This window comes from Actinomycetospora sp. CA-053990 (assembly GCF_050948445.1).
Classification (GTDB): domain Bacteria; phylum Actinomycetota; class Actinomycetes; order Mycobacteriales; family Pseudonocardiaceae; genus Actinomycetospora; species Actinomycetospora callitridis.
Window position 1 is genome coordinate 936,912 of sequence record NZ_CP192043.1, and the last position, 21,724, is coordinate 958,635.

Genomic DNA, 21,724 nt, shown 5'->3' on the forward strand with positions numbered 1-21,724 from the left:
TCAGAAACCCCTTCCTGAGCGGGATGAACGATGGGTGGTGCCGCGCCCGCGGCGGCGGGTGCGGGCGGTCGGTGAGCCGGCAACCTGGGCCTCGGTGACCTCCCAGGTGGAGGAGCCGCAGGCCGGGCAGACCTCGATCGACAGGGCGACCACGAGCCGGCCGTCGCGCTCGACGGGGCTTGGGGTCCACTGCGCGAGGCAGTCGCCGTCGCGGCACGTCAGGACAAGCACGTCGAGGGCGGCCGAGGTGTCGACGTGCATCGAGGCCGCGGCGAGCGAGAAGCCGGCCGTTCCGGGGCAGGGCAGTTGACGGGTCATCACGCGGCCCTCCGCTCGACGCAGGCTGGGCACAGCTCTCCGTCGACCGCGGGCATCGGGAACAGCAGCGAGCAGGCCGGACACGACGCCGCGTCGCCGAACGAGGCGGACGCGCCGGCCAGCCGCAGCCGGCGCATCATCCGGCGCTCACCGGGGATGGTCGCGGCCCATACGCCGTGGTCCTCGCCGGAGTCGAGCGCCCAGGCCAGGCACTCGCGCTGCACCGGGCAGAACCGGCACACGTGGCGAGCGGCTGCCACCTGCTGCTGCACGGCCGGGGCGTCATCGAGGCCCTGGCCATCGTCCGGCGGAAAGAACAACTCCGGGTCGTGGTCACGGCAGGTGCCTCGGGTCTGCCAGCGCATCACGCGGCCTCGCCCTCGGCGGTGCGCCGGCTCGGGCGCTGCGGCCCCGCCAGGGGACGAATGGCTTCGGCGGAGAAGCTGACCTCGACGCCCTTGCCGCCGTTCCGAGCGGGCTTGACCCGGACCCACAGCCCGTCCAGCTCCACGGGGGAGTACGGCGCTAGCTCCGGGGCCTCGTGGGACACGACCCGTACGCCGTGCAGCTCGTGGCGACCGTCGCGGCCGGTCGGGAGCATGACGTCGTAGATGCGCACCGGGGCGCCGGTGGCCTCATCGATCAGTGGCTGGCCCGAGGATCGTCGGCCGGTCGGGGTGTCCTCCCAGCGCTCCATGGTGGCGCCGTGGCCGGTGGCGATGACGTCGAGCCGGCTCGTGTCGATGGGTGCGGAGATGTCGTAGGGCATTTCGTTCGTCTCCTGATGTCGGCGGCGTGGCCGCTTGTGCGGTGCCTCACCAGGAGACGGCGAGTGCGGGGGACACCAGCACCACCAACAAGGGACGTGACGGGACGTCCTTGGCAGCTTAAAGTGTCCCTATCGGCCGTAGGAACGTCCCGGGGAGTCCCCTCATGGGAACCAATCAGCGATTGCGTGGCTCGATCGTTTCTGCGGGTCTGCGGCCTGCTGAGCTGGCGGAACGGCTCGGCGTGGACGCCAAGACGGTCGAGCGCTGGATCACTAAGGGACGGCTCCCGCACCGGACACATCGCGTCGCCGTCGCGTCGGCGCTCGATGTCGACGAGGCCTACATCTGGCCCGAGGTGGTCGACTCACCGGCCACGCAGTCAGCGAGCGTCGCCGAGCTCCTGGCGCTCCACCCGACCCGTGCAGCCATCCCGCACGACACCTGGACCCAGCTGATGGCCGGCGCCGGCGAGGCTATCGACGTGCTTGTTTACGCGGGCTCGTTCCTGTTCGAGCAATACGACTTCGCCGCAACGATCGCGCAGAAAGCAGCCGAGGGCGTCCGGGTGCGGATACTGCTCGGTGACGAGACGGCGCCGGCCGTGGCACTCCGCGCAGAAGAGGAGGGCACGACGGGTGGCTTGCAGGGGCGCATCCAGCTGCACCGCCGCTATCTCCGGCAGGTGCACGGTGTGCGCGGCATCGAGGTTAGGACGCACGGGACGACGCTCTACAACAGCTTGTATCGCTTCGACCAGGACATGCTGGTCAACGGCCACGCCTACGGCGCACCAGCGAACGAGTCGCCGATCCTCCACCTGAGGCGCGTGCCTGGCGGTCGTATGTGGGACCACTACATGAGGTCGTTCGAAGAGGTTTGGAAGGTTGGTTTTTCGGAAGTAAGCCGCAACTGACCGTCGCAGTTTCTAGTGTCCTAGATAGGAAGCTATTGGTGGACGTTATCGCGCTTGCCTCTGTCATCAGTTCCGGCACTGTCGGACTTGCAAGCGTGGCCGCTACGCTTTGGAATGCTCGACGTCCTGTACAGGTCGCTCGCGAGCAGCGTACCGCGGACGCTTACCTGCAGATCCTTGAGATTATGGAGAGGCATGCGCTCTGGCTCGTCAACATCGAGCACAACTCAAGTCTCGATCACTATGAGGTTGAGATTGGGGCCGCGGAGGCCATCAAGAACCCTCGTCCTGAGCGATCCGACCGAGCGAAAGCTGCGGCTCTTCTGAGTGCGCACGGCTCGAAAAGGGCACTGGGGGCCTATAAGGCATGGCGGAACGAGGCGGACCGCGCCGAAAACCACATCGAAGCGATGTCCTTCGACGCTACCGAAAACTATCCACATGGGCCGGACGATGCGCTGCTGAAGAGATTTAAAGAGGAGTTCCGGCCGCAAGAGGTTGCGGCTAGAGAAAGGTTCGCTGATGTCGTTCAAGAAGAACTAGGGCGGTGACGTAGGTGGGTCGATGCCTGGAGGCTGGGCCCTCGCCGACGAACCGGTGATACTAGGCCTGTGGCCCGCATCGACTACTACGACGATCCCGAGGCGCCGCCGGCCAACAGCCTGGTGCCGTCGGTCACTGCCGCGGTGCGGGACGACGGAGGCCGAATCCTGTTGATCCACAAGATCGATAACGATCGGTGGGCGCTCCCAGGTGGTGCGATGGACCTCGGTGAGTCGGTCGCCGAAGCCGCGGTGCGGGAGGTCGAGGAGGAGACCGGCGTCCGCATCGAGGTCACGGGGCTCGTTGGTATCTACACCGACCCGGGCCACGTGATGGCCTACGACGACGGCGAGGTTCGTCAAGAGTTCTCCGTCTGCTTCCACGCGCGTGTCGTCAGCGGAGAGCCGCGGCAGGATGGCGTCGAGACGAAGGCCGCGAAGTGGGTGGACGTGAGCGAGGTTCCTGACCTCGACGTCCACCCGTCGATGCGACGCCGCATCGAGGCTGCGCTTAGGGCGGACAGCGCCCCGGAGATTGTCTAGGCAGTCGCCAGACGGCTGTTGGTGCGCTCGATCGCTGCCTGGATCGAGGGCTGCGCACGGGACATGGCGCGCCCGACGATCGAGTCCTGGTCATACCGAGCAAGAATCTCCGACAGGCGCTCCGCGTAGTCGAACCGCTCGCCACCTGGCCCGGTCGTCATGTCTGCCGTCCACAGCGCGTCGGGCACTGGACCTTCCTCGCGGGGCCAGTCCGCTAGCTCGACCTCGAGCCCGCGCTCCGCAGCCTCGAAAGTCGCGGCCGAGTGGTGTGCGACCAGTGCGCACAACCGCGGCGTGTGGCCCTTCGATGCGAGGTAGCGGGCGCCGTCGATCGGGTGGAACCCGGTCTGCACGAGATCAGGCGCGTACCCGAGGTCGTGCCACCAGGCCGCGACGACGAGCAGCTCCCGGTCTTCCGGTGGCACAGCGTCCGACAGCTCCTCGGCTTGGGCCGCGACATTCACCGTGTGCCGGTACCGATCACCGAGGGGCGCGAGCAGCTCGCGCGCCACAGCGGCGGCGATGGCACGCCCGGTCGTGAGTGCGACCTGGCCGTCCTCAGCGCCCGGCAGGCCTGGCTCACCGGCGTCGGTCGACACGCGTTCACGTTAGTCGCCCGCTCGTACAGGCTCATGGCACGAGGGTGACCGACGAGACGAGGGCCGGGGTGGCCTCTTCGTCGCGGGGCCCTCGCAAGCTAGTCCGTTCAGGCCAACGTCTTCTTCTGGTACGCCCCTACTCCCTGCCACTCAACGTGCGTCGGTGCCGTTCAACGCATCAGCAGCTGCCTACGGTTCAGTTTGAAACACAAAATCCTGTCCACGGTGTACTGTCCACGGCGTGGCAGAGAGCAACACGGTCGAGGTGGTCCTCGGCGAAGCCGGCGTGCTGGCTGCAGTGCGCTGGGCGCGGTGGTCGACCCATCGGCACGTCCTCGAGCACTACGACCCCGAGACGGGGCACGACCGCGCCTGGCTTGGGACGACGTCGTACACGGTCCTTCGCGACCGCCTTGACCGCGTCTTCCAGTGCGGGGCCTACCAACCTCCGAAGGACGACGCCGAGGCGGGTCGTGACGTCCTTGCTGCGGGCCTTCGCTCTGGGGAGCTCGAGTTGATGCCCGCCCTTCCTTTAGGCCGTGTGGTGCGCGACGGCCTGAACGGTTCCCCCGGCTGGCGTTTCGAACAATGGCGCTTCCTGCTGATGTCATTCGATCCGGGTGGAATTGACCGCATCTATTGGTCCGATAAAAGCGACACAAAGCAGCAAGTGGCATCTGCGCCCGATCCGGAACAGCTCGGACTAGTAGTAGATGCTGGCGGCGAGCTAATGATGCCCGACGAATCTCCCGAAGGCGCTCGCCACGTGGATCAGGTGCAAACACTGGTTGCCGCTCATGCCCTGAACCCGGAGACTGGTAAGGGTGAAATCTTTCTTGGTCGCCCTCGCATTGCCCACGATGGCGAGAAATGCTGGCACTGGCGGTTTCAAGTGCACGGCGACGGCGGTCCCGACGACACTCGAGGTTCTCGTCCTTCGACGCCGGACCCAGAGGGTCCGGAGTCAACTGGCGATACTGGCGCGGACGACTTGCCTCTGCGCCTTCGGCAGAACCCGAAAGAAGGGCGTCGGTAGCGCGCGCGATGAGTAGAGGCGGTACGATCACGCCATGAAGCTGGCTGATGTGGCACGTGTTTTCGATGGCGAGCGGCTAACGCTTGCTCGCCACCTCGCTGGCCTGCAGAAGAATAAGCTTGCGGCAAAGATCTATAAGACTCCGACCGCTGTAGCTTCGTATGAGAACGGTACGAAACGACCGTCGCCAGAGACTGTCGGCCAACTATCGTTGGCTTTAGGAGTTGACCCAGAGTTCTTTCTGGCGGGCGGAAGTAGAGCGGGCGCGGCTAGTGGTCCGCCACATTTCCGGTCCTTGCGGTCAACCACTCAGGCGGCGCGTGACCAGGCACGGGCATATGGGCTCGTGGCGGCTGACGTCGCCGAGACACTAGAGCGACACGTCGAGTTCCCGGTTGTGAACCTGCTAGAGGAACCAGTCTCCTTGGACGAAGACGATGTCGGCACGGCGACGCCGGAGGACTGCGCCCGAGCGGTGAGGGAGGCTTGGGACCTCGGACTAAGGCCAGCACCTCATCTTGTGAGGCTTCTGGAGAGCGAGGGGATCGTTGTGGTCTTCAGCCCGCGGCAGGTAGCCAGCGTCGACGCGTACTCTTTCGATTCCCGAGGGCGACCTGTCATTGTGCTGAATCCCGCAAAGCATGACTATTATCGTCAGCGCTACGACGTCGCACACGAGCTGGGTCACTTGGTGATGCATTGTGATGCAGAGCCTGGCAGTAAGATCGCCGAGTCTCAGGCTAACCGCTTCGCGGCTGAGTTCTTGATGCCTGAGCGCGCGATCCGTCCACTGCTTCCGTCTCGGGTGAACTGGCCGACGATGTTGTCTCTGAAAGAAGAGTGGAAAGTAAGTTTGCAGGCGCTCCTTTATCGTGCCAGAACGCTGGAGGTACTACCTGAGAGCGCCCATCGCACCGCAATGATCTACATTTCTAACCAGGGGTGGAGAAGGCAGGAGCCGGGCAAGACGACGAGCGTAGAGCAACCCTCACTTCTTCCGCGAGCCTCGTCGTTGTTAGAAGAATCAGGCCGTTCAGAGTCGGACCTGGCAACGGAGTGCAGGGTCCCACTTGGGCTGTTTCGTAGTGTGGTGTCGAGAGTTCCTGAGGACGGCGAGCGAGGCTCGGACGCTGAACGGGAGAAGTCGAAGGTCATCTCGCTTGTAGGTTAGGTGAGTCTTCTTATGCCGAAGGTACGCGCCGGCTTGGTGCCAGCCCGCCGACTCGAGGGAGGCATTCGTGAGCAGCAGGAGAATCAACAAGTCGGCGATCCGGCGGCAGGTCAAGGACATCGGCAGGGCGTACGAAAAGGAATGGAAGCGCTACGGACCCAAGTTGCCGATTGAGCCAGAGAGTCCGCACGCGGGACTACCGGAGAGTGCCCGGGAGGCAGACGTGCCCGACCGATTCGCCCGGCGTGCACGCGTGCGTCAGGCCTTCCTCATGTGGTTTGCACGGCACGAGAACCCCCACCCAGGGTGGGGGACTTTCATCGAGGAAGTGGCCGAGCTCGATGGTGAACCGATAACTGAGGAAGAGCGGGACGAGGCCGTCCAGCGTCTGCTTGACGATGAACTCCTCGGCGGTAGCGCCCGGATCGAGGAGTCCGACTGGCCCATGCTGCTCGAACTTACTGCGAACGGCCGGCGATGCGTGCAGGACCTCGACGGCGACACGGTTCTATGGGCGAACAAGCATCACAGAGTTGGAGCAATCTACAACGACTACCGCGATCAACGAGATCAGCGAGTCTTCGCTCAGGGCGCGTCCGGGCAGGTCGCGGCACACTCGCTCGGCGCTCATCAGGAGCAACAGAACGTAGAGCTGGACCTGCGAACGGTTCGCAGCGCTGCCCGTTACCTGCTTGCAAATATCGACGATCTCGACGATGAAGGCTTTGCCGCAGAAGCGCGGGACGGCGTCGAGGAGCTGGCCTCGGAGCTTGTAGAGGCTGCGAACAACCCTGTTGCCGAGCACGGCGCTCTTCGTCGGATTGCGAGCCGTCTTAATGCAACCCTGCTAAGCCACCCAGTCACAGCCGGCTTAGCCAGCGGCGGCACAAGCGGCACTGCTAGCGCACTCTTAACTGCGGCGCTCAACTGACAGGACGGGTCGGAGCACTGCGCTTCCGTACGTGAAGTGAGCCCCTCAGAGCCGCCGCCTTCAGCTCGGGCCAGCAGCTCTGGCCCGAGCCGAGCGCGCTCGTCGCACTCCCACGCGTCTGCGCTTAGCACGGGCGGAGAGTCAGTGTCCATGTCTTCGACAGCCATCGCGTCACTGGTGGCCCTCGGTTACGCTGTCGACGATAAGCGAGCCATCAAGAGTTACGCCGCGAGCGAAGCCGACGAGTCGTCCTCGAAGGTCAGAATCGTCAACCTTGGCGAACAGGGCTGACGCGCGTATTGCGGAGTTCAGCTTCGAGACTGTGCCCCTTGGCCCGCAGCTTCTCGACGACGGCACGCTGGGTGTCGTCGGCCTCGCCGGTGACTTCAGGTGCTTCTGGTTGCCCTGGGAGGCGTCGTAGCCACTCGTGCGCTTCTTTCTGACCCTCGAAGCGGAGCAGTACCGCGTCGGGTGCTCCCAGCGACGATTCCGCGAGTCGCTCGGCGATGAACACCTGGCGCGTCACCCGCGTGTCTTCGACGCTGCTGGTTGGTCGCTGCAGGACCGATGAGTGCCGCGCCATGGCAGTCCTCCTAGGTCGAGCTGCTTCGGTGGGCAGCCGCTTTGCTGCCGGTCACTCATGCTTATAGGGCGGTCCCACAGCGCAGCCGTCGTACTGTGACGAGGACCACTCGATTACCTAGTCCTCAGACGGTAACTGGCCGACCGCGCGAACTGAGTGTGTTCCTCAGCTAGGCGAGGGGTGAGACTCATGTAGAAAACGCGACCGAATGAACTAATCGGACATGCCGTCTGCAGGGCAAGCTTAGTGGCGATCCGGGGGCGACGACGCGACAGGCGAAAGTGGTCCCGACGGGGAATCGAGCGCCTAGTCACACCTTTGGCTCGCCGCGGAGCATGGAGGCGTCTGCTCTGCGGAGTTCAGCTTCGAGACTGTGCCCCTTGGCCCGCAGCTTCTCGACGACGGCACGCTGGGTGTCGTCGGCCTCGCCGGTGACTTCAGGTGCTTCTGGTTGCCCTGGGAGGCGTCGTAGCCACTCGTGCGCTTCTTTCTGACCCTCGAAGCGGAGCAGTACCGCGTCGGGTGCTCCCAGCGACGATTCCGCGAGTCGCTCGGCGATGAACACCTGGCGCGTCACCCGCGTGTCTTCGACGCTGCTGGTTGGTCGCTGCAGGACCGATGAGTGCCGCGCCATGGCAGTCCTCCTAGGTCGAGCTGCTTCGGTGGGCAGCCGCTTTGCTGCCGGTCACTCATGCTTATAGGGCGGTCCCACAGCGCAGCCGTCGTACTGTGATCCGAATCACATGCCCTGCGAACGCCGTTGTTCTAGCGGACTGCCTGACGGGCATAGGCAGCTCAGCGGCCCTGAGTCTGCCTGAATCTACGGAGCGCGCTACTCACCGCTTCCGATGTTATGCCGAGTCGCGCGGCAATCTCCGACTGCTTGTACCCATATGCGGTCAAGAGGAGCATCTGCACAACATCTGGCGGCGTTGTAGCAAGTAGGTCCGATACTGTATCTCGGTTGACTGCAACTGACTCAGGATCATCGCTGGCACGGGAGGAACGGAGCGATTCCGCCAACTCCACATCGTCGGTAGGTATCGCTTGGCTCCGCTCTTCGCGCAGGAACGCCTTGTACTCGTCGACGAAGGTGTACAGGCATCTCCGAACGAAATACGTTCGGAGTGACGCGCCGGCGGACGGACTCCACGCTCCTCCGAAGATCGCTGACTCCATGAACTGCTGCCCGGCGACGAGCGCGGTTAAAACGATTAGCCGCGCTAGATCTTCGACATACCCGGCTGGGGGCGGTACCAGCCTGATACCGGTTTGCTTGGTGACTTCCATAAAGAGGGCGCCACGTCGCAACAGATTCATCATGGCGCCCGTGCCGAAGTCGCGAAGTGCCGTCTCTAGTTCACGGCTCTCGATGCTGCTCGGACCCGCGTCCCGAACGAGTTCAACAATTCGAATATCTGCGGACGTCCTAACAATGTCGTCCGCTCGCTCACGTCTGGAGGCGGAAGTCATGAGGAGCCACCTTCCAACTTCCTCCGCAGCATCTCGATGGCCATAATCTCTCGGACTTCCTCGCTTGTGTACCCCTTGCCGTACAAGAATAGCGCCTGCCGGTCGTCCATCCCTGGACTTATCGGAAGACCCGATCCGCCTGCCGTTGTTGGGAGGCTGGAATCTGCGTCGAGGCCCTCGTCTTCTTCACCGCCTGTTGCCGATCCGAGCTCCATCTCAGCGTCATTACCTGGAGCACTTGTGCGGCTGGCACGCCAGTCTGCGTAGATCTCGTCGAGGTAGACAATTAGACAGGTGGCAATGAAGTAGGAGGCCAAGCTAATCTCCCCGTCTTCGCTCCACTCGTCCCTCCGACGACCTTTCTCTTCGAAGAGTCTCAATGCGCGAATTATGGTGTTATCGACCATGGCATCGCGCTCGCGCGCTGACCAATCGGCTGGAGTCGGTTCAAGTGGCCTGTCGAGTACGCGGCAACACTGCTCAACGATCACGCCGCCTGCGGTCCAAGCCCCCAGAACCGTCAAAGCGTAACTCGTCAGCCTCTTTGCAAGCGCGATCCAGCGCGGGCCCTCGAAGTCGACCGCACATAGATCTTTCCAAACGTCACGACTCTCGTCAGGGTCCCTCAGGCGCCGAGCCGACTCTTGCTCCTCCTCGTGTAGATCAGCGAACTCTGGGGCAAGATCGTCCAACTGGTCGTCGACTTCTTGTGCCGCGTTCTCTGACGGTCTCTGCGCTTCCTGGTCCGTCCGATCGCTCATGATCGGTCGCGGCGTTCGGTGCCGCGAGGGACCAGAACGTTGCCGCCCTCGGATGGAGGCGTCGGCACACGGCGGTACCGTGCCGAAGTAGCGAGTCCAAGCACCAGGTCCCCCCTCGACGCCTTCCCCCGACCCGCTGGGAGCGTAGCGCAAGCTGCCGCACGCGGTACTTTCCTGCTCCTCGGGCTTCCTGGCCGGGATGGGAACGCTGATGGCGAACGACGGTTGTTACCCGAGGAGGGACTGTGGGAGAGGGCCCCGGTGATGTTGGATCGGGCAGCGGTAACGCGTCGCGCGATCTGCTGTTCCACCTGGCGGCCGTATTCGCATCGGCTGCGGCGGCTGCGGCAATGTCAGCGGCAGTACTGCTTGGCCTCAAAGAACTGTTGACCATCGTGCTAGCCGTTGTAGCCGCCATCGGCTTGATCGTTGTTTTGGTGCAGTTCATTCGAGCGCCAGTCGGAGATAAGGCCTCATGGCGCCGGTGGATGACGATTGTCGTCGGCACCGCCTTCATCGGAATCGTGGGCGTCGCCCTACTCTTCAACAAGGCGCCCGACCTCTACCCAGTGACCGGTAACGTCACACTCGATGCAACTCGCTTCAGCGCCATAGCAACAACGCGAGCCGCTGTGCTCGCAAGCGTCGTAGGGGTGGCAGCTGTCGGGACACTCGTCGTGAATGCGGTCGGCGCTCGGATTGCCGTACGAAATCTCGAGCTAGGGCAAGAAACATTGGTTAGTACCCAAGAAGCTAGTCGGGAGAGCGCTGATGCGGCGCGCCGCAACATCGAGCTGACCCGGTCCAGCCAATTGATAGAACGCTACGCTGGCGCTGTGGAGTTGCTCGGCAAGACGGGTGACGCAAGTGCGATAGGTGGCATCTACGCTCTCGAGCGGCTGGGCAAGGATGCTCGGGAAGAATACAATACGACAGTCGTTGAAGTGTTAGCGGCATATGTTCGATCCGAAGCTTCCCTGGCGGAAAATGAGGTCGCCGGCGCTCAACATCTCAGCGCGTTGGTATCGGGAGAAAGCGCCGGGTCTTCCATCGAGTCACCGAAGGATGCGAAGATTTCGTGGGGCGTCCGCGTGGCACTTTCGGTCCTTACTCGTATCTCAGAACCTCCACCCGTTCCACCTCCTAGTAGCTCTGGGGCCGAGCTCATCGAAGAGTTCACTACTCGCGTTTTTCGTACCGGCGCGGCAGTCGATCTCCGGCGTGTGAACTTGAGGCGCCTTGCCCTGACGGCCGCTGACCTTCGCCGCGCTGACCTGCGAGGTGCGGACCTTAGCGGCGCGAAGCTCGTTAGGGCTGATCTCCGCTACGCTAAGCTTGAGGGAGTTGACTTTACCGGCGCAGACTTGAGTTTCGCGAGTTTCATAGGTGCTGAGCTTTCGGGTGTGCGGTTCGATGGTGCGAATCTGACCGATGCAGTATTCGGGGCGAGGGACGGCCGTCTCGGTTCGGCCGTCATCGTTGGATCGCACTTCGCCGATGCCCGATTGCATCGCGCGAATCTACGCGGTGTGAATTTGTCCGGGGCTAGAGGTTTGGTTCAGCAGCAGATCGATTCCGCTGAGGGTGATAGTCGCACTTCGGGCCTCAACGGCCTGTCGCGCCCGCCGAGTTGGTCAACCTAGAGCCCTCGATTCGAATGAGTCTGGGCTGGCGTTTCTCCCGCTGGAATCGAGTCTACTCATGCAGGATCACTAGTATTGGCGCTGAGCTCGCAGTGCGTCTCCTCGTGGGATGAGTTGAGGTACTGGATCACGGGTCCGTCACCCGGACTGCGGCGCAATCCGTTCCTTCGCTCGCGCCCGTACTAGTCTCGGCGGCTAAGGGTTCGGTTCAGCGACGCTTGTGGCAGCGCGAGAGAGGCGCTGCGGCCTAGAGCCCCAGGTGCTTGGCGACAGAGCTTGGTTGCTCTATCGAGGTCGCCTCAGGGGTCTAGGAACACGGCACGTCGCTTCGCTCTAGCGCCTCCTCCGCTGGCCCACGTGTGCGCAAAAGGTTGGCGCCCAACGACTAAGCTCTTCGATGTCAACAGCTCGAATGTGTACGCCAATGGTGCGTGCCTTTGGCTGCTCTTTCGATGCGCGTATGGCGATGCGGTGGGGGATATCGAGCGCAATCATCCACTCCGACAGCTGTTGCGTGGTCGTCGTAACATGATGTCCGGTGAATGTGTCGCTCCGCCACCAAGTGATGCCCGAATCGTGTACGTTGGCTGGTGCGCAGTTCAGAAACCCTACGAGAGCCCGCTGTGCCGCACGCTCGTTGCTGGTGAGTCGGCGGGCGTTTATCTTGCGCCGGTAGTAGCTAGCGCGTCCGGAAGCACGTTTGCGTTCGAGGCGCTTCCCGTCGCACGCGCGGTCGAGATCGGCGCCGCAGTCCCAACAGTTCTGCTGGTTCTTCTCGGCGTTCCTTCGTTGGGCGGTGCGCGTGTGGCCACAGCCGGGGTAAGTGTGGACGACGAGCCGAGTGGGGGAGCGGATGCACTCGGGGCAGGCGGCGACGTCGTCGTTCTTCCACTTCGGCATGGCGGTGCGGGTGGCGACCTTGTCTCGCCACTCGTGGCCCTCCGAGCAGCGCCACCACACGGTGGCCGACGAACTCGCCGCGATCGTGTCCGGGTCGTATCGGCTCGGGCCAGTGCCGTTCCGCTCCGGGTGCCACTGGGCGGCGAGGGCCGGGAATCGGGCCGCGAGGGTGCGGCTGGGGTCGAGGCTGCGAGACATGGTCGGGACCTCCATTAGGCCGCGTGTGGGTAGGGGACGGGCGGTGGTGGTGGGTCGGTGCCGGCGCGCTTGTGGTGCAGGCGGGTGCCGTGGTTGGTGAGGTCGATCGCGAGGCCGCGGGTGTCGAACCAGGCGAGGATGGCGGGCATCCCGCCTGCGCGGCCGGCGGCCTTGAGGGTGTCGAGTTCGTAGGCCACGACGGTGCCGTAGTCGGCCGCGGAGATGTAGGCGATGGTCTCGGTGCCGAGCTCTTCGGCGTCGGCGAGTTCCTGTTCGGTGGCCTCGTCCTCGAGTAGCGGGCCGGGGATATCGAGCTCGCGGGCTTTGTCGGCGAACCAGCCGCGCATCAGCGGCGGCCATTGGCACTGCCGGAACCGCATCTCGGTCGCCGTCTTCGACCACTCGCTGATCAGGCGGGCGTCGGCCTCGGCGGCCTGGTGGTCGCCTTCAGCTATGGCGACGGCGCAAGTCTCCATGACCTCGAAGGGGGTGCGGTGGCGGCGGCCGGGTTCGTCGCGGCCGTGCTTGAACACCGACCCGACCGTTTCCAGCGCCATCTTGAACGGGTAGCGGGCGAGGTCGGTGCTGCTGGTGTCGGGGCCGGTGTCCATGACCTTGACGTCGAACCCGGCCGACTCTCGTTCGCCACCACGTAGGACGTAGCTGATGGCGTCGAGGCCGTGTTCGGCCAGGCCCTCGCACCAGCGGTGCCAGCTCTCGGCGAGCACGGTTTCGGCGTAGGGAGCGGTGATGCCGATCGGGTCGCCGATGGGCTGGTCGAGCGCGGTGCGGGTGCGGCCTTCGGTGCCCCACGGGACCTGCTTGGTGCTCCATTCGCGGGGGTCGCAGAGCAGGAACACGTGCATGTGTGGGTGCCAGCCGGCCTCGTCGCCGACGGTGCATTCGAAGGCGCGCAGCACGAACCGCACCCCGAGCCGTTCCTTGAGCCGGCGCCACGGCCGGTCACTGGTGACGTGGCGCCAGGCGGTGCGCTGCGCCTGCACGAGCGTCCGTAGCGAGTGTCCGAGGTGGTGGCGCGCGGAGAACGTCGCGAGCACGACGGTGCCGCCGAGTGCTTCCCATACTGAGAAGGCGTGCGCGAGGTCGCGGGCGCGTCCGACGGCGATCTTCGCTCCGCAGCACACGCAGGAGTGCCATGTCGCGCAGGTCTGCAGGCCGCCGACGCCGACGTCGAGCGAGCCGCGGTCGTCGGTCTCCAGCCCGCGCAGCGGCAGCTCTTCGGCCTGGGCGTCGAACCGGAACCGGCGACAGGTGCGGACCTTGCGCAGCGGGGACACGGTCCACATCGCCCGGTGCACCGCCCACCGCACGTCGGCGTCGTCCGGGGGCGGCACCGCGTCCACAGCAGCGGGCCCGGCGGCGGTGTTGGGGGCGGGGGAGCTAAACCCCTCATTCCCAAGGCGCGGTGCGCTCACGGCGCGTCACCGCCAGCGGCGGGGGCCGGCGCTGGCGCGCCGGTGCCCGGCCCTTCCGGGCCGGGCACGCTCCGCTCCTGTCTTCGACCCGCGGCGCGCGCCCGGCCCGAGGGCCGGGCGGGGCGAGGGCAGCGGCGACCACGGCCACGGCGGGAAGCACGTGGAGCAGCCCGGGCCGGGGAAGGTGGGGGAGAGCTCGCGCGCTCGACTCACGGGCCGTGGGGCTGCTCAAGGCCGCGCGGCCGAGATCCCGGAGGAACCGCCTACGGCGGGGCGGGGCGACGGCGCGCGAGCTTGTACGGCCGTCCCTCGCCAGCAAGGGCCGCAAACCATCTTCACCGGCAGACCGACGACGAAGACCACGGCTCGGGGCGAGGGGCCGCTGAAGATCGTTTGCTTCCTCCCTTGCTGGCGAGCCTCCGACGGCCGAAGGGCCCGCAGGCGCGGTGGGGCCGGGACGGACCCCACCCGGGGCGCGCACCGCCGCCCCGCCGATCTCACGGGCGTTGGAGGTGGCCGGGATGCGAGTCCTCGTAGCCGGCTCGAAGTTCTGGACCGACGGGAAGACACTGACGGGAGCGCTGGCGCTGGTATGGGAGCCCGACGCCGTGCTCGTCACGGGCGCGTGCCCCGAGGGCGTCGAGGAGCTCGCGGCGCGGCGGTGGCAGCAGTGGGGCGGGCGGGTCGAGCGGTGGGAGTTCGACTGGGACCAGTCGCAGGGGACCGTGGTCGCGGGCCGGCACCAGCGGATGCTCGAGGCTCGCGCCGCCGTCTGCCTCACCTTTGGCGGCTTGATCGGACCGCAGTCGCTCGAGGCGATGAGCCGCGCGGCCGGCGTTCCGACGTACCTCTGGACCTGACCGCGGGACCAAGATCGACCCACGCTGTACCTACCGGAATCGCGCCGTGCGCACTCCGAGACGTCCGCCAACCTTGAGACCGCTGGGTGGGTGTTCGTGCAGCTCACCGGCAGGCCACGGGCACCGATGGGCAGCGGGGAGAACTGACTGACTAGATGCGAAAGGTCCGGGGTTCGATTCCCCGCGCCGGCTCCACATCCGACCAGGGACGACGTCCGTCGCAGGGGTCCTGTTCCTGGGCCTCCTGCACCAACGGTCGTCGCGATCACAGGTCGTCACCCCAGTCGATGGCGTCGAGTGCCTGGCGCATGGCGTCGAGGTCGGTGTGGGCGTAGATCGTCATGGTCACGTCGACGTCCGCGTGACGGGCGATGGCCTGGACTACGTGCGACGGAGTGCTGAGGTCGAGCAGCAGGCTCACGACCGTGTGCCGAGATCGTCTCGTCCCGCTGGGACTCACTCGTGGCTGGCAACGAGCCGTGCGTAGGTCCCGACGGAGGCCCACGACAGTGCAGCGACCACGAGGAAGGCCAGGTAGACGCCGCCGAAGCCGATCACGGTGGCGACCGTGGCGGCGGTGACGGGTGCGAGGAGGCCTGCGACGCCCCAGCTGGTGAACACGAGGCCGTAGGTTGTGCCGAAGCGTTCAGGCGGGACCACGTCCGAGGTGGCCGCTGGCGTCAGCGTCGACAGCGCCCCGTACTGGGTGCCGAGCAGCAGCAGGGCGGCCAGGGCGAGGGGTCCGCTCGCGCTGAGGGCCAGCGGGGTGCAAGCGAGCACCAGCAGCGCCGAGTTGGCGTGGAGCGCGGCGCGCCGACCGATGCGGTCGGAGAGGGGGCCGGCGATGAGCCGGCCCGCAAAGTTGCCGAGATTGAGGAGCACCACCGCGAGCGTCACGACCGCCACGTCCCCGGCGAGGTTCCCAGCCTGAGCGAAAGCCGCGAGGGCGGGCGCACTTCCGAGGCCGAAGGCCAGCCACAGGGCGATGACGGGCCCGGTCGGGCGGGTCGGTCGGACATGGTGGTCGCGCGGTCGACGCGAGGTGGGGGCGTTGCCGGGCACGAGGGTGGCCGCGACGGCGAGCAGGACTCCGAGCACGCCGGCCAGGACGACGAAGGTCCAGCCGCGGCCCAGAGCCGCCAACAGCCAAGAGGCCACCGGCGCCAGGACTGCGGTCCCGGCGGCGTAGGCGCTGACGACCAGGCCGAGGGCGAGCCCACGTCCCGAGGCGACGGTCCCGGCTACGCGGACGGCGGTCGCGTAGCCGAGTCCGGTGGATCCGCCGACCAGGACGCCGAACGTCAGGAACAGGACGACTGGCGAGGTGGCGACGGCGCTGCCCAGCAGGCCGAGCACGGTGCCGGCGAGCGCGACGAGGGCGAGTCGGCGCGGCGAGAACGCGTCGGCGGCGCGTCCGCCGACCAGGACGCCGAGCATGAAGGCGGCCAGGCCGACGGAGAACACGCCGGCCAGCAGGGCGTGGCTGACGCCGAGGTCCCTACCGAGGGAGTCGGTGAAGACATCCCAGGCGAACAGCGGGCTGACGGCGAGGTCGAGCAGGACGGCGCCGGTGAGTGCGCGTCTCTTGTCGGCCGTTGCGGCGCCGGTGTCGACCACGGGTCACATGGTGCGCGCGGGCACCAGCTCGGTCAGCAGCTCGCGGACGCGCTGGTCGATGTCGTCGCGGATGGGGCGGACGTCGTCGATGCCCTTGCCGACGGGGTCGGTGAGTCCCAGTCGAGGTAGCGCTTGCCGGGAAGATGGCTCGACGCGGGTGCCCGCTCGACGAGGGGTCTGGAGGACACCTCTCTCAGGTGGTCCCGGAGGGCTCGGAGGGACACGATGGTCTCGCCGTGACGACGACGTCCCGTCCGCAGCTCCAGCACGACGGCGACGGCTCGGGATCACGCCCCTCGACGTCGCAACGGGGACAACGCCAATGGCTGACGATGACGGTCAAGACGATTCTCCTTCCCTGCGGGGGCGGGACGACAGCTGGGAGCCTCCGGAGAAGCACCGGGCGGCAGACCGGTTCGCCGGGCGCAGCCTGCGCAGCGCGCAGGCGATCACGGATGCCCTCGCGGAGGCCGGTGTCGTCGATGACGGCGTAGTGGTCGTCGACCGGCGCGGTCCGCGCCGTGGGCTCGGCGATCTGGAACGTCTGCTCGACTCCGCCCTCGAGGAGGTCGAGGAGGACCCCCCGCCCGAGCCGGGGGCCACTGGGCCTCACGGCATGCCGCCGAGGCCCGACGATCCCGAGGGCGCTGGGCAGACCGGGCCTCGGTGAACCACGCACACCCAGAGCGGAGCGAAAGGGAGGCCCTCGACGCGCGGGTGGTACGAGCGTGCGGGCTGCCCGTGCAGAACGGGGTACCAGCAGCGCTCGCAGAGCGGCGGCACTCGGTCGCCGTTCCACGGCTGTCGGATCATCGCGTCCGTGCCCGCAGGGTCACGGGCGGCGCCAGCCGCAATATCGGGGTCTGCATGGTCGGTCCGCCCTCCTCGAGCTCGGGAGTTACCCCACCGGTGACGGGCGGAGCGGCCGGGGGCACTTCTGCGACGAGTGCACCGTGCCGGTCGCCCAACGGTGGGAGGCAGCCGCTCGCCGCCGACGACAGGCCACCGCGCGGTGTCCCGACCGTGGCCGAGGCGCAACCTGGAGCCCTTGCGCCGTCCCGGCAGGGAGGCGACGCTCGCTCCTTCGAGCGCGATGAGAGTCGGACCTCGGAGGTCGCGATGGCCACCTACGCCTATCGCTGCCCCGGCTGTGGTGACTTCGACCTGACGCGCCCGATGGGCGAGGCACCGGACCGCGCGATCTGCACGCGCTGTGGTGCGTCCTCACCGCGGCGGTGGGACGCACCGTCGCTCGCCGGGATGAACCCGGCACTGCGCTCCGCGATGGCTCGCGAGGAGGCCAGCCGGGACGCACCCGAGGTGGTCCGTCGCTCGCCCGGCGGCGAGCGCCGCTAGTCGTTTCGCCCCGGCCGAGCGGGACCGCGCCGCCGCACCGGGATCTCGGGAGGTCGACGACGCCTGCCCGAAGGAGGACGTGTCGTGGCATCGGTAGGTCTGTTCTACGTCGGAGCCGTCCTGTTCATCAACGGTGTGATGCTGCTCGGGAGGGTCGAGCCGCGGGCCGGCGCGATCATGAATCTCTTCGTCGGTGGCCTCCAGGTGGTCACCCCGACGTTCCTGATCTTCACCGCGAACGGGGACCAGGACACCATCCTGTTGGCCTCGGGGCTGTACCTGTTCGGCTTCACCTACCTCTACGTCGGGATCGGCTTGCTGGCCGGGCTGGATTCCACCGGTGTGGGCTGGTTCTCGTTGTTCGTGGCCATCGCCGCGCTCGCCTATTCGTTCATGAACTTCACCCGGCTCGCGGACGCCCCGTTCGGCGTCATCTGGCTCTACTGGTCGTTCCTGTGGTCCCTGTTCTTCGTCCTGCTCGGGCTCAAGCAGGAGTGGCTCACCCGCTACACGGGCTGGGTGGCCCTCATCGAGGGCTGGGTCACGGCCGCGATCCCGGGCTTCCTGCTGTTCTCCGGCTATTGGTCGACCTCCAGCACCACCGCGATCGTCCTCGCCGTCATCGGCGTGGCGATGGTGCTGGTCCTGCTCCCCACCGCACGCCGTGACCGCCGTGATCGCGGGGCGCACGCCCAGCCCGCGCCCACCCCCGAGCCGACCGCACCGGCCCCGGACCGCCCGGTCAGTACCCGCTGAGTTGACCGTTCCACCCCACCGGCCGGGTCGGGACCCGTGCCGCCCGAAGGAGGATCACCATGCCCGAAGTCGTGTTCTCGGTGGACCAGGGCAAGTCCATGCGCGAGCAGGCGGTACCCGGCCACAACCGCTGGCACCCGGACGTCCCGGTCGCGACGATGGTCCGCCCGGGGAGCGACTTCCGGGTCGAGTGCCGCGAGTGGACCGACGCGCAGATCGGCAACAATGATTCCGCGAACGACGTCCGTGACGTCGACCTGTCCCCGGCGCACATGCTCTCCGGACCGATCGGCGTGGAGGGCGCGGAGCCGGGCGACCTGCTCGTGGTCGACATCCTGGACCTCGGCCCGGTGCAGGCGCCCCAGGAGTTCGGCGACGCCCCGGGTCAGGGCTGGGGCTACACCGGGATCTTCGCGCGGGAGAACGGCGGAGGGTTCCTGACCGAGTGGTTCCCGGAAGCAGCCAAGGCGATCTGGGACTTCCGTGGCCAGGTCGCCACCTCCCGCCACCTCCCCGGTGTGCGATACACCGGCATCACCCATCCCGGGCTGTTCGGCACCGCGCCGTCAGCCGACCTGCTGGCCCGATGGAACCGTCGCGAGCAGGCCCTCATCGATCGCGAACCCGACCGGGTCCCTCCGCTGGCCCTCCCACCGCTGACCGACAACAGCCTGGGCGGCACGGCCACCGGTGAGGTCGCCGACCGGATCGCGCGGGAGGGCGCGCGCACCGTCCCCGCGCGGGAGAACGGCGGGAACCACGACATCAAGAACTTCACACGGGGCAGCCGCGTGTTCTACCCGGTCCACGTGAACGACGCCAAGCTCTCCGGCGGCGATCTCCACTTCAGCCAGGGCGACGGCGAGATCACCTTCTGCGGCGCCATCGAGATGGGTGGCTTCATCGACTTCGGAGTCGACCTGATCAAGGGTGGGATGGAGACATACGGGGTGACGACCAACCCCATCTTCATGCCGGGCAACGTCGAGCCGCGCTACTCCGAGTTCCTCACGTTCATCGGCATCTCGGTGGACCACGAGAACGACACCAACGAGTACCTGAACGCCACGCTGGCGTACAAGAGAGCCTGCCTCAACGCCGTCGAGTACCTCAAGAAGTTCGGGTACTCGGGCGAGCAGGCGTACCTCCTCTTGGGCTCCGCGCCCATCGAGGGGCGCGTCAGCGGCATCGTGGACATCCCGAACGCCTGCTGCTCGCTCTACCTGCCGACGGCGATCTTCGACTTCGACGTGCGCCCGTCGTCGGCCGGCCCGGTGTCCGCCGACCGCGGGATGGCGGCGATCACCAACTGAGCGTGGCGCCGGAGGCGGACGGCGGCGTAGCTGCGCCGTTCCAGGGCACGGCGCCACCGCCCGAACATACGAGCCCCCACCCCGGCGACGACCAGGTCCGCGGAGACCTGTTCGGCAAAGCAGAGCAGCACGTGGATGTGGGCGTGCCAGCCGTTGCGCTCGCCCCAGGCCACCTCTACCGCGCGTGCCCAGCCGAGCAGGCCGCCGAACAGGGCGCTGTCCTTCTGGGCGGTGACGACCACTCTTGATCGGGCTTGTCAGCGAAAGGTCCGGGGTTCGATCCCCCGCGCCGGCTCCACGTCCATCGGGACCACGCTCCTCGACCACTCCCGGCGCGCCGCACCGTCGTCGACTGGTCGCTCGTCGTGGAAGTGCTGCTCACGGCGCTGGGCGGTTCGAGTGAGGCTCGGGTCGGCCCGCTCGTCGCGCTGTCACACTCGGCGGGACCGAACGGCGAGCGACGGAGCGCCCGATGTCGATGATCATGATCTCGATGCCGATCCCGCCCGAGAAGTACGCGGAGTGGCGGGAGGCGATGGAGGAGTTCGCCGGAGCGCGGAGGGACGAGTACACGGCGGCCCGGGCGCGGCAGGGCGTGACCCGCCAGGGCGTCTTCGTCGACCACACCCCGGACGGACCCCGGGAGATCATGGTGATGGAAGCCGAGGACCCCGGGTGGACGCTCGAGCTGATGGCGACGTCGCAGGAGCCGTTCGACGTGGAGTTCCGGGAGTTCCTCATGAACATCTACGGCCTGGACCTCTCGGAGCCGCCGGCCGGTCCGATGCCCGAGGTGGTCCTCGACTGGTGCGCCCCCGTCCCGGCCCGAGACGGCTGAGCTGACGACGAGGAGGGGATTCTCGGGCACGATCGCGACGCATGTCCCTCGACGACGTCCGTGCGGCCATCGACCGCATCGACGACCAGATCGTGGCGCTGCTCGCGCAGCGCCAGGAGCAGGTCCGGGCCGCGGCCGCGTTCAAGGCCGACGACGCGGCGGTCCGGGCTCCTGATCGGCGCGCCGCCCTCCTGGCCCGCATGCGGGAGCGGGCGGAGGCCGAAGGTGCCGACCCGGACGTGGTGGCGGCGACCTACACCGCGATGGTGGACGCCTTCATCGCCCTGGAGCTCGGGGAGCACCGCGCCCGCGGGAACCCCGCGTAGAGACGTGGGCGGGAAGGGCGGCACGTTCTCTCAGGAGGGGTCCATGGACCAGGAGTCGGTCACGTCCCGCGACGGCACGTCCATCGCCTACCGGCGCAGCGGGCACGGACCGCCGCTCGTGCTGGTGCACGGGACCTCCGCCGACCACAGCCGGTGGGCTCCCGTCCTTCCGGCGTTCGAGCAGCGCTACACGGTCTGCGCGATCGATCGCCGCGGCCGCGGCGGCAGTGGCGACGCGGAGGACTACGCGCTGGAGCGGGAGTTCGAGGACGTGGCCGCCGTGGTCGACTCGCTGGGGGAGCCCGTGATCCTCCTCGGTCAGTCGCACGGTGGGCTGTGCGCGCTCGAGGCCGCCCTGCTCAGCTCCGGCGTCCGGGCGCTGGTGCTCTACGAGCCCCCGTTCGAGGCGGCGGGCGCGGAGATGAACCCTCCCGAGGTCCTCGAGCGACTCGAGACGTTGTTGCAGGCGGGGGACCGGGACGGGGTGGTGGCGACCATGGCGCGCGAGATCGCGGGCGTGCCGCAGGAGGTGATCGAGTCCTCGCGCTCCCTGCCCGTGTGGCGGGCGCGGATGGCGACGGCGCACACGATCCCGCGGGAGCTCCGCGCGGCGAAGGCGTACCGGTTCGACCCTGAGCGGTTCCGGGAGCTCGCGGTGCCGACGCTACTGCTCACCGGGAGCGAGAGCTCGCCCGTGCTGCGGCTCGCGACGGAGGCGGTGCACGAGGCGTTGCCGGACTCCCGCATCGTCGTCATGGCCGGGCAGGGGCACGTGGCCATGGACACCGGGACCGACCTCTTCACCGGCGAGGTCCTCCGGTTCACCGAGGGTCTCTGACGG

At 67.1% G+C, this 21,724-nt stretch carries 27 protein-coding genes; 14 read left to right on the forward strand and 13 right to left on the reverse strand.

Annotation, left to right across the window (positions count from 1 at the left end; all coding sequences use genetic code 11):
- The 3 genes from ACQPYN_RS04820 to ACQPYN_RS04830 are packed head-to-tail and all read right to left on the reverse strand — an operon-like array spanning nt 1 to nt 1,087.
- Complete coding sequence (locus ACQPYN_RS04820) at nt 1-318, reverse strand: hypothetical protein (protein WP_433034158.1); 318 nt, start codon at nt 316-318, stop codon at nt 1-3.
- Nucleotides 318-683, reverse strand: a complete 366-nt coding sequence (locus ACQPYN_RS04825; protein WP_433038728.1) for a WhiB family transcriptional regulator — start codon at nt 681-683, stop codon at nt 318-320. The genes ACQPYN_RS04820 and ACQPYN_RS04825 overlap by 1 nt, the downstream gene beginning before the upstream one ends.
- Nucleotides 683-1,087, reverse strand: a complete 405-nt coding sequence (locus ACQPYN_RS04830) for a hypothetical protein (RefSeq protein WP_433034161.1) — start codon at nt 1,085-1,087, stop codon at nt 683-685. The genes ACQPYN_RS04825 and ACQPYN_RS04830 overlap by 1 nt, the downstream gene beginning before the upstream one ends.
- 164 nt (nt 1,088-1,251) lie before the next feature.
- On the opposite strand from ACQPYN_RS04830, the gene ACQPYN_RS04835 reads away from it, so the two are divergent.
- From ACQPYN_RS04835 to ACQPYN_RS04845, 3 genes are read left to right on the forward strand one after another with little or no spacing between them, the layout of a single operon-like run.
- Complete coding sequence (locus tag ACQPYN_RS04835; protein WP_433034164.1) at nt 1,252-2,001, forward strand: helix-turn-helix domain-containing protein; 750 nt, start codon at nt 1,252-1,254, stop codon at nt 1,999-2,001.
- A gap of 38 nt (nt 2,002-2,039) precedes the next feature.
- A complete protein-coding gene (locus tag ACQPYN_RS04840; protein ID WP_433034167.1) occupies nt 2,040-2,552 on the forward strand; it encodes a hypothetical protein in 513 nt (170 codons plus the stop codon).
- A 60-nt stretch (nt 2,553-2,612) separates the two neighbouring features.
- Complete coding sequence (locus tag ACQPYN_RS04845; RefSeq protein WP_433034170.1) at nt 2,613-3,086, forward strand: NUDIX domain-containing protein; 474 nt, start codon at nt 2,613-2,615, stop codon at nt 3,084-3,086.
- On the opposite strand, the gene ACQPYN_RS04850 is transcribed toward ACQPYN_RS04845, so the two are convergent.
- On the reverse strand, nt 3,083-3,685 hold the full coding sequence (locus ACQPYN_RS04850) for an HD domain-containing protein (RefSeq protein WP_433034173.1): 603 nt from the start codon (nt 3,683-3,685) through the stop codon (nt 3,083-3,085). The genes ACQPYN_RS04845 and ACQPYN_RS04850 overlap by 4 nt on opposite strands.
- A 241-nt stretch (nt 3,686-3,926) precedes the next feature.
- Here ACQPYN_RS04850 and ACQPYN_RS04855 point away from each other — a divergent pair, with 241 nt between their 5' ends.
- The 3 genes from ACQPYN_RS04855 to ACQPYN_RS04865 all read left to right on the forward strand — a co-directional run bounded on the left by ACQPYN_RS04855 (nt 3,927) and on the right by ACQPYN_RS04865 (nt 6,823).
- A complete protein-coding gene (locus ACQPYN_RS04855; RefSeq protein ID WP_433034176.1) occupies nt 3,927-4,721 on the forward strand; it encodes a hypothetical protein in 795 nt (264 codons plus the stop codon).
- Nucleotides 4,722-4,755: 34 nt separating this feature from the next.
- Nucleotides 4,756-5,892, forward strand: coding sequence for a helix-turn-helix domain-containing protein (locus ACQPYN_RS04860; RefSeq protein WP_433034179.1), 1,137 nt, complete (start codon nt 4,756-4,758; stop codon nt 5,890-5,892).
- Between the two features lie 67 nt (nt 5,893-5,959).
- The gene (locus tag ACQPYN_RS04865; RefSeq protein ID WP_433034182.1) at nt 5,960-6,823 is read left to right on the forward strand and encodes a hypothetical protein; all 864 of its coding nucleotides are present in this window, start codon (nt 5,960-5,962) and stop codon (nt 6,821-6,823) included.
- 268 nt (nt 6,824-7,091) lie between these two features.
- Here ACQPYN_RS04865 and ACQPYN_RS04870 read toward each other — a convergent pair whose 3' ends face one another.
- The 4 genes from ACQPYN_RS04870 to ACQPYN_RS04885 form a co-directional block, all read right to left on the reverse strand.
- Nucleotides 7,092-7,406, reverse strand: a complete 315-nt coding sequence (locus ACQPYN_RS04870) for a hypothetical protein (protein WP_433034184.1) — start codon at nt 7,404-7,406, stop codon at nt 7,092-7,094.
- Nucleotides 7,407-7,716: 310 nt separating this feature from the next.
- Complete coding sequence (locus tag ACQPYN_RS04875; RefSeq protein ID WP_433034187.1) at nt 7,717-8,040, reverse strand: hypothetical protein; 324 nt, start codon at nt 8,038-8,040, stop codon at nt 7,717-7,719.
- A gap of 161 nt (nt 8,041-8,201) precedes the next feature.
- Entirely contained in the window at nt 8,202-8,879 is a 678-nt protein-coding gene (locus ACQPYN_RS04880; protein ID WP_433034190.1) for a hypothetical protein, read from the reverse strand.
- Nucleotides 8,876-9,640: a hypothetical protein gene (locus ACQPYN_RS04885; protein ID WP_433034193.1), complete on the reverse strand. Its 765-nt coding sequence runs from the start codon at nt 9,638-9,640 to the stop codon at nt 8,876-8,878. Before ACQPYN_RS04885 ends, ACQPYN_RS04880 begins: the two co-directional genes overlap by 4 nt.
- A gap of 245 nt (nt 9,641-9,885) precedes the next feature.
- Between ACQPYN_RS04885 and ACQPYN_RS04890 the strand changes: the two genes are divergently transcribed.
- On the forward strand, nt 9,886-11,283 hold the full coding sequence (locus ACQPYN_RS04890; RefSeq protein WP_433034196.1) for a pentapeptide repeat-containing protein: 1,398 nt from the start codon (nt 9,886-9,888) through the stop codon (nt 11,281-11,283).
- 333 nt (nt 11,284-11,616) lie between these two features.
- On the opposite strand, the gene ACQPYN_RS04895 is transcribed toward ACQPYN_RS04890, so the two are convergent.
- Nucleotides 11,617-12,381, reverse strand: coding sequence for a zinc-ribbon domain-containing protein (locus ACQPYN_RS04895; protein ID WP_433034199.1), 765 nt, complete (start codon nt 12,379-12,381; stop codon nt 11,617-11,619).
- Nucleotides 12,382-12,395: 14 nt separating this feature from the next.
- The gene (locus tag ACQPYN_RS04900; protein ID WP_433034202.1) at nt 12,396-13,817 is read right to left on the reverse strand and encodes a hypothetical protein; all 1,422 of its coding nucleotides are present in this window, start codon (nt 13,815-13,817) and stop codon (nt 12,396-12,398) included.
- A 521-nt stretch (nt 13,818-14,338) separates the two neighbouring features.
- On the opposite strand from ACQPYN_RS04900, the gene ACQPYN_RS04905 reads away from it, so the two are divergent.
- The gene (locus ACQPYN_RS04905; protein WP_433034204.1) at nt 14,339-14,677 is read left to right on the forward strand and encodes a hypothetical protein; all 339 of its coding nucleotides are present in this window, start codon (nt 14,339-14,341) and stop codon (nt 14,675-14,677) included.
- Between the two features lie 265 nt (nt 14,678-14,942).
- Here the strand turns inward: ACQPYN_RS04905 and ACQPYN_RS04910 are convergent, their stop codons facing one another.
- A complete protein-coding gene (locus tag ACQPYN_RS04910; RefSeq protein ID WP_433034206.1) occupies nt 14,943-15,098 on the reverse strand; it encodes a hypothetical protein in 156 nt (51 codons plus the stop codon).
- 35 nt (nt 15,099-15,133) lie between these two features.
- A complete protein-coding gene (locus ACQPYN_RS04915; protein ID WP_433034209.1) occupies nt 15,134-16,294 on the reverse strand; it encodes an MFS transporter in 1,161 nt (386 codons plus the stop codon).
- Nucleotides 16,295-17,413: 1,119 nt separating this feature from the next.
- Here ACQPYN_RS04915 and ACQPYN_RS04920 point away from each other — a divergent pair.
- From ACQPYN_RS04920 to fmdA, 3 genes are all read left to right on the forward strand, one after another.
- Complete coding sequence (locus tag ACQPYN_RS04920) at nt 17,414-17,650, forward strand: FmdB family zinc ribbon protein (RefSeq protein ID WP_433034212.1); 237 nt, start codon at nt 17,414-17,416, stop codon at nt 17,648-17,650.
- Between the two features lie 84 nt (nt 17,651-17,734).
- A complete protein-coding gene (locus ACQPYN_RS04925; RefSeq protein ID WP_433034215.1) occupies nt 17,735-18,406 on the forward strand; it encodes an AmiS/UreI family transporter in 672 nt (223 codons plus the stop codon).
- Between the two features lie 59 nt (nt 18,407-18,465).
- Entirely contained in the window at nt 18,466-19,719 is a 1,254-nt protein-coding gene (gene fmdA, locus ACQPYN_RS04930; RefSeq protein ID WP_433034218.1) for a formamidase, read from the forward strand.
- On the opposite strand, the gene ACQPYN_RS04935 is transcribed toward fmdA, so the two are convergent.
- On the reverse strand, nt 19,626-19,961 hold the full coding sequence (locus ACQPYN_RS04935; protein WP_433034221.1) for a hypothetical protein: 336 nt from the start codon (nt 19,959-19,961) through the stop codon (nt 19,626-19,628). The genes fmdA and ACQPYN_RS04935 overlap by 94 nt on opposite strands.
- A gap of 230 nt (nt 19,962-20,191) precedes the next feature.
- On the opposite strand from ACQPYN_RS04935, the gene ACQPYN_RS04940 reads away from it, so the two are divergent.
- Genes ACQPYN_RS04940 through ACQPYN_RS04950 form a run of 3 tightly spaced genes read left to right on the forward strand, consistent with a single transcriptional unit; the run spans nt 20,192 to nt 21,721 of the window.
- Entirely contained in the window at nt 20,192-20,557 is a 366-nt protein-coding gene (locus ACQPYN_RS04940) for a hypothetical protein (RefSeq protein ID WP_433034224.1), read from the forward strand.
- Nucleotides 20,558-20,598: 41 nt separating this feature from the next.
- Nucleotides 20,599-20,883 (forward strand): chorismate mutase, encoded by a 285-nt coding sequence (locus ACQPYN_RS04945; RefSeq protein WP_433034226.1) that lies wholly within the window; start codon nt 20,599-20,601, stop codon nt 20,881-20,883.
- Between the two features lie 43 nt (nt 20,884-20,926).
- Complete coding sequence (locus ACQPYN_RS04950; protein ID WP_433034228.1) at nt 20,927-21,721, forward strand: alpha/beta fold hydrolase; 795 nt, start codon at nt 20,927-20,929, stop codon at nt 21,719-21,721.
- Nucleotides 21,722-21,724: the final 3 nt, after the last annotated feature.

Coding starts and splice junctions, on each gene's coding strand:
- ACQPYN_RS04880 (WP_433034190.1), bottom strand. CDS start 8,879: ATGACTTCCGCCTCCAGACGTGAGCGAGCGGACGACATTGTTAGGACG.
- ACQPYN_RS04835 (WP_433034164.1), top strand. CDS start 1,252: ATGGGAACCAATCAGCGATTGCGTGGCTCGATCGTTTCTGCGGGTCTG.
- ACQPYN_RS04820 (WP_433034158.1), bottom strand. CDS start 318: ATGACCCGTCAACTGCCCTGCCCCGGAACGGCCGGCTTCTCGCTCGCC.
- ACQPYN_RS04875 (WP_433034187.1), bottom strand. CDS start 8,040: ATGGCGCGGCACTCATCGGTCCTGCAGCGACCAACCAGCAGCGTCGAA.
- ACQPYN_RS04945 (WP_433034226.1), top strand. CDS start 20,599: ATGTCCCTCGACGACGTCCGTGCGGCCATCGACCGCATCGACGACCAG.
- ACQPYN_RS04940 (WP_433034224.1), top strand. CDS start 20,192: ATGTCGATGATCATGATCTCGATGCCGATCCCGCCCGAGAAGTACGCG.
- ACQPYN_RS04905 (WP_433034204.1), top strand. CDS start 14,339: ATGCGAGTCCTCGTAGCCGGCTCGAAGTTCTGGACCGACGGGAAGACA.
- ACQPYN_RS04870 (WP_433034184.1), bottom strand. CDS start 7,406: ATGGCGCGGCACTCATCGGTCCTGCAGCGACCAACCAGCAGCGTCGAA.
- ACQPYN_RS04920 (WP_433034212.1), top strand. CDS start 17,414: ATGGCCACCTACGCCTATCGCTGCCCCGGCTGTGGTGACTTCGACCTG.
- ACQPYN_RS04950 (WP_433034228.1), top strand. CDS start 20,927: ATGGACCAGGAGTCGGTCACGTCCCGCGACGGCACGTCCATCGCCTAC.
- ACQPYN_RS04895 (WP_433034199.1), bottom strand. CDS start 12,381: ATGTCTCGCAGCCTCGACCCCAGCCGCACCCTCGCGGCCCGATTCCCG.
- ACQPYN_RS04830 (WP_433034161.1), bottom strand. CDS start 1,087: ATGCCCTACGACATCTCCGCACCCATCGACACGAGCCGGCTCGACGTC.
- ACQPYN_RS04885 (WP_433034193.1), bottom strand. CDS start 9,640: ATGAGCGATCGGACGGACCAGGAAGCGCAGAGACCGTCAGAGAACGCG.
- ACQPYN_RS04860 (WP_433034179.1), top strand. CDS start 4,756: ATGAAGCTGGCTGATGTGGCACGTGTTTTCGATGGCGAGCGGCTAACG.
- ACQPYN_RS04825 (WP_433038728.1), bottom strand. CDS start 683: ATGCGCTGGCAGACCCGAGGCACCTGCCGTGACCACGACCCGGAGTTG.
- fmdA (WP_433034218.1), top strand. CDS start 18,466: ATGCCCGAAGTCGTGTTCTCGGTGGACCAGGGCAAGTCCATGCGCGAG.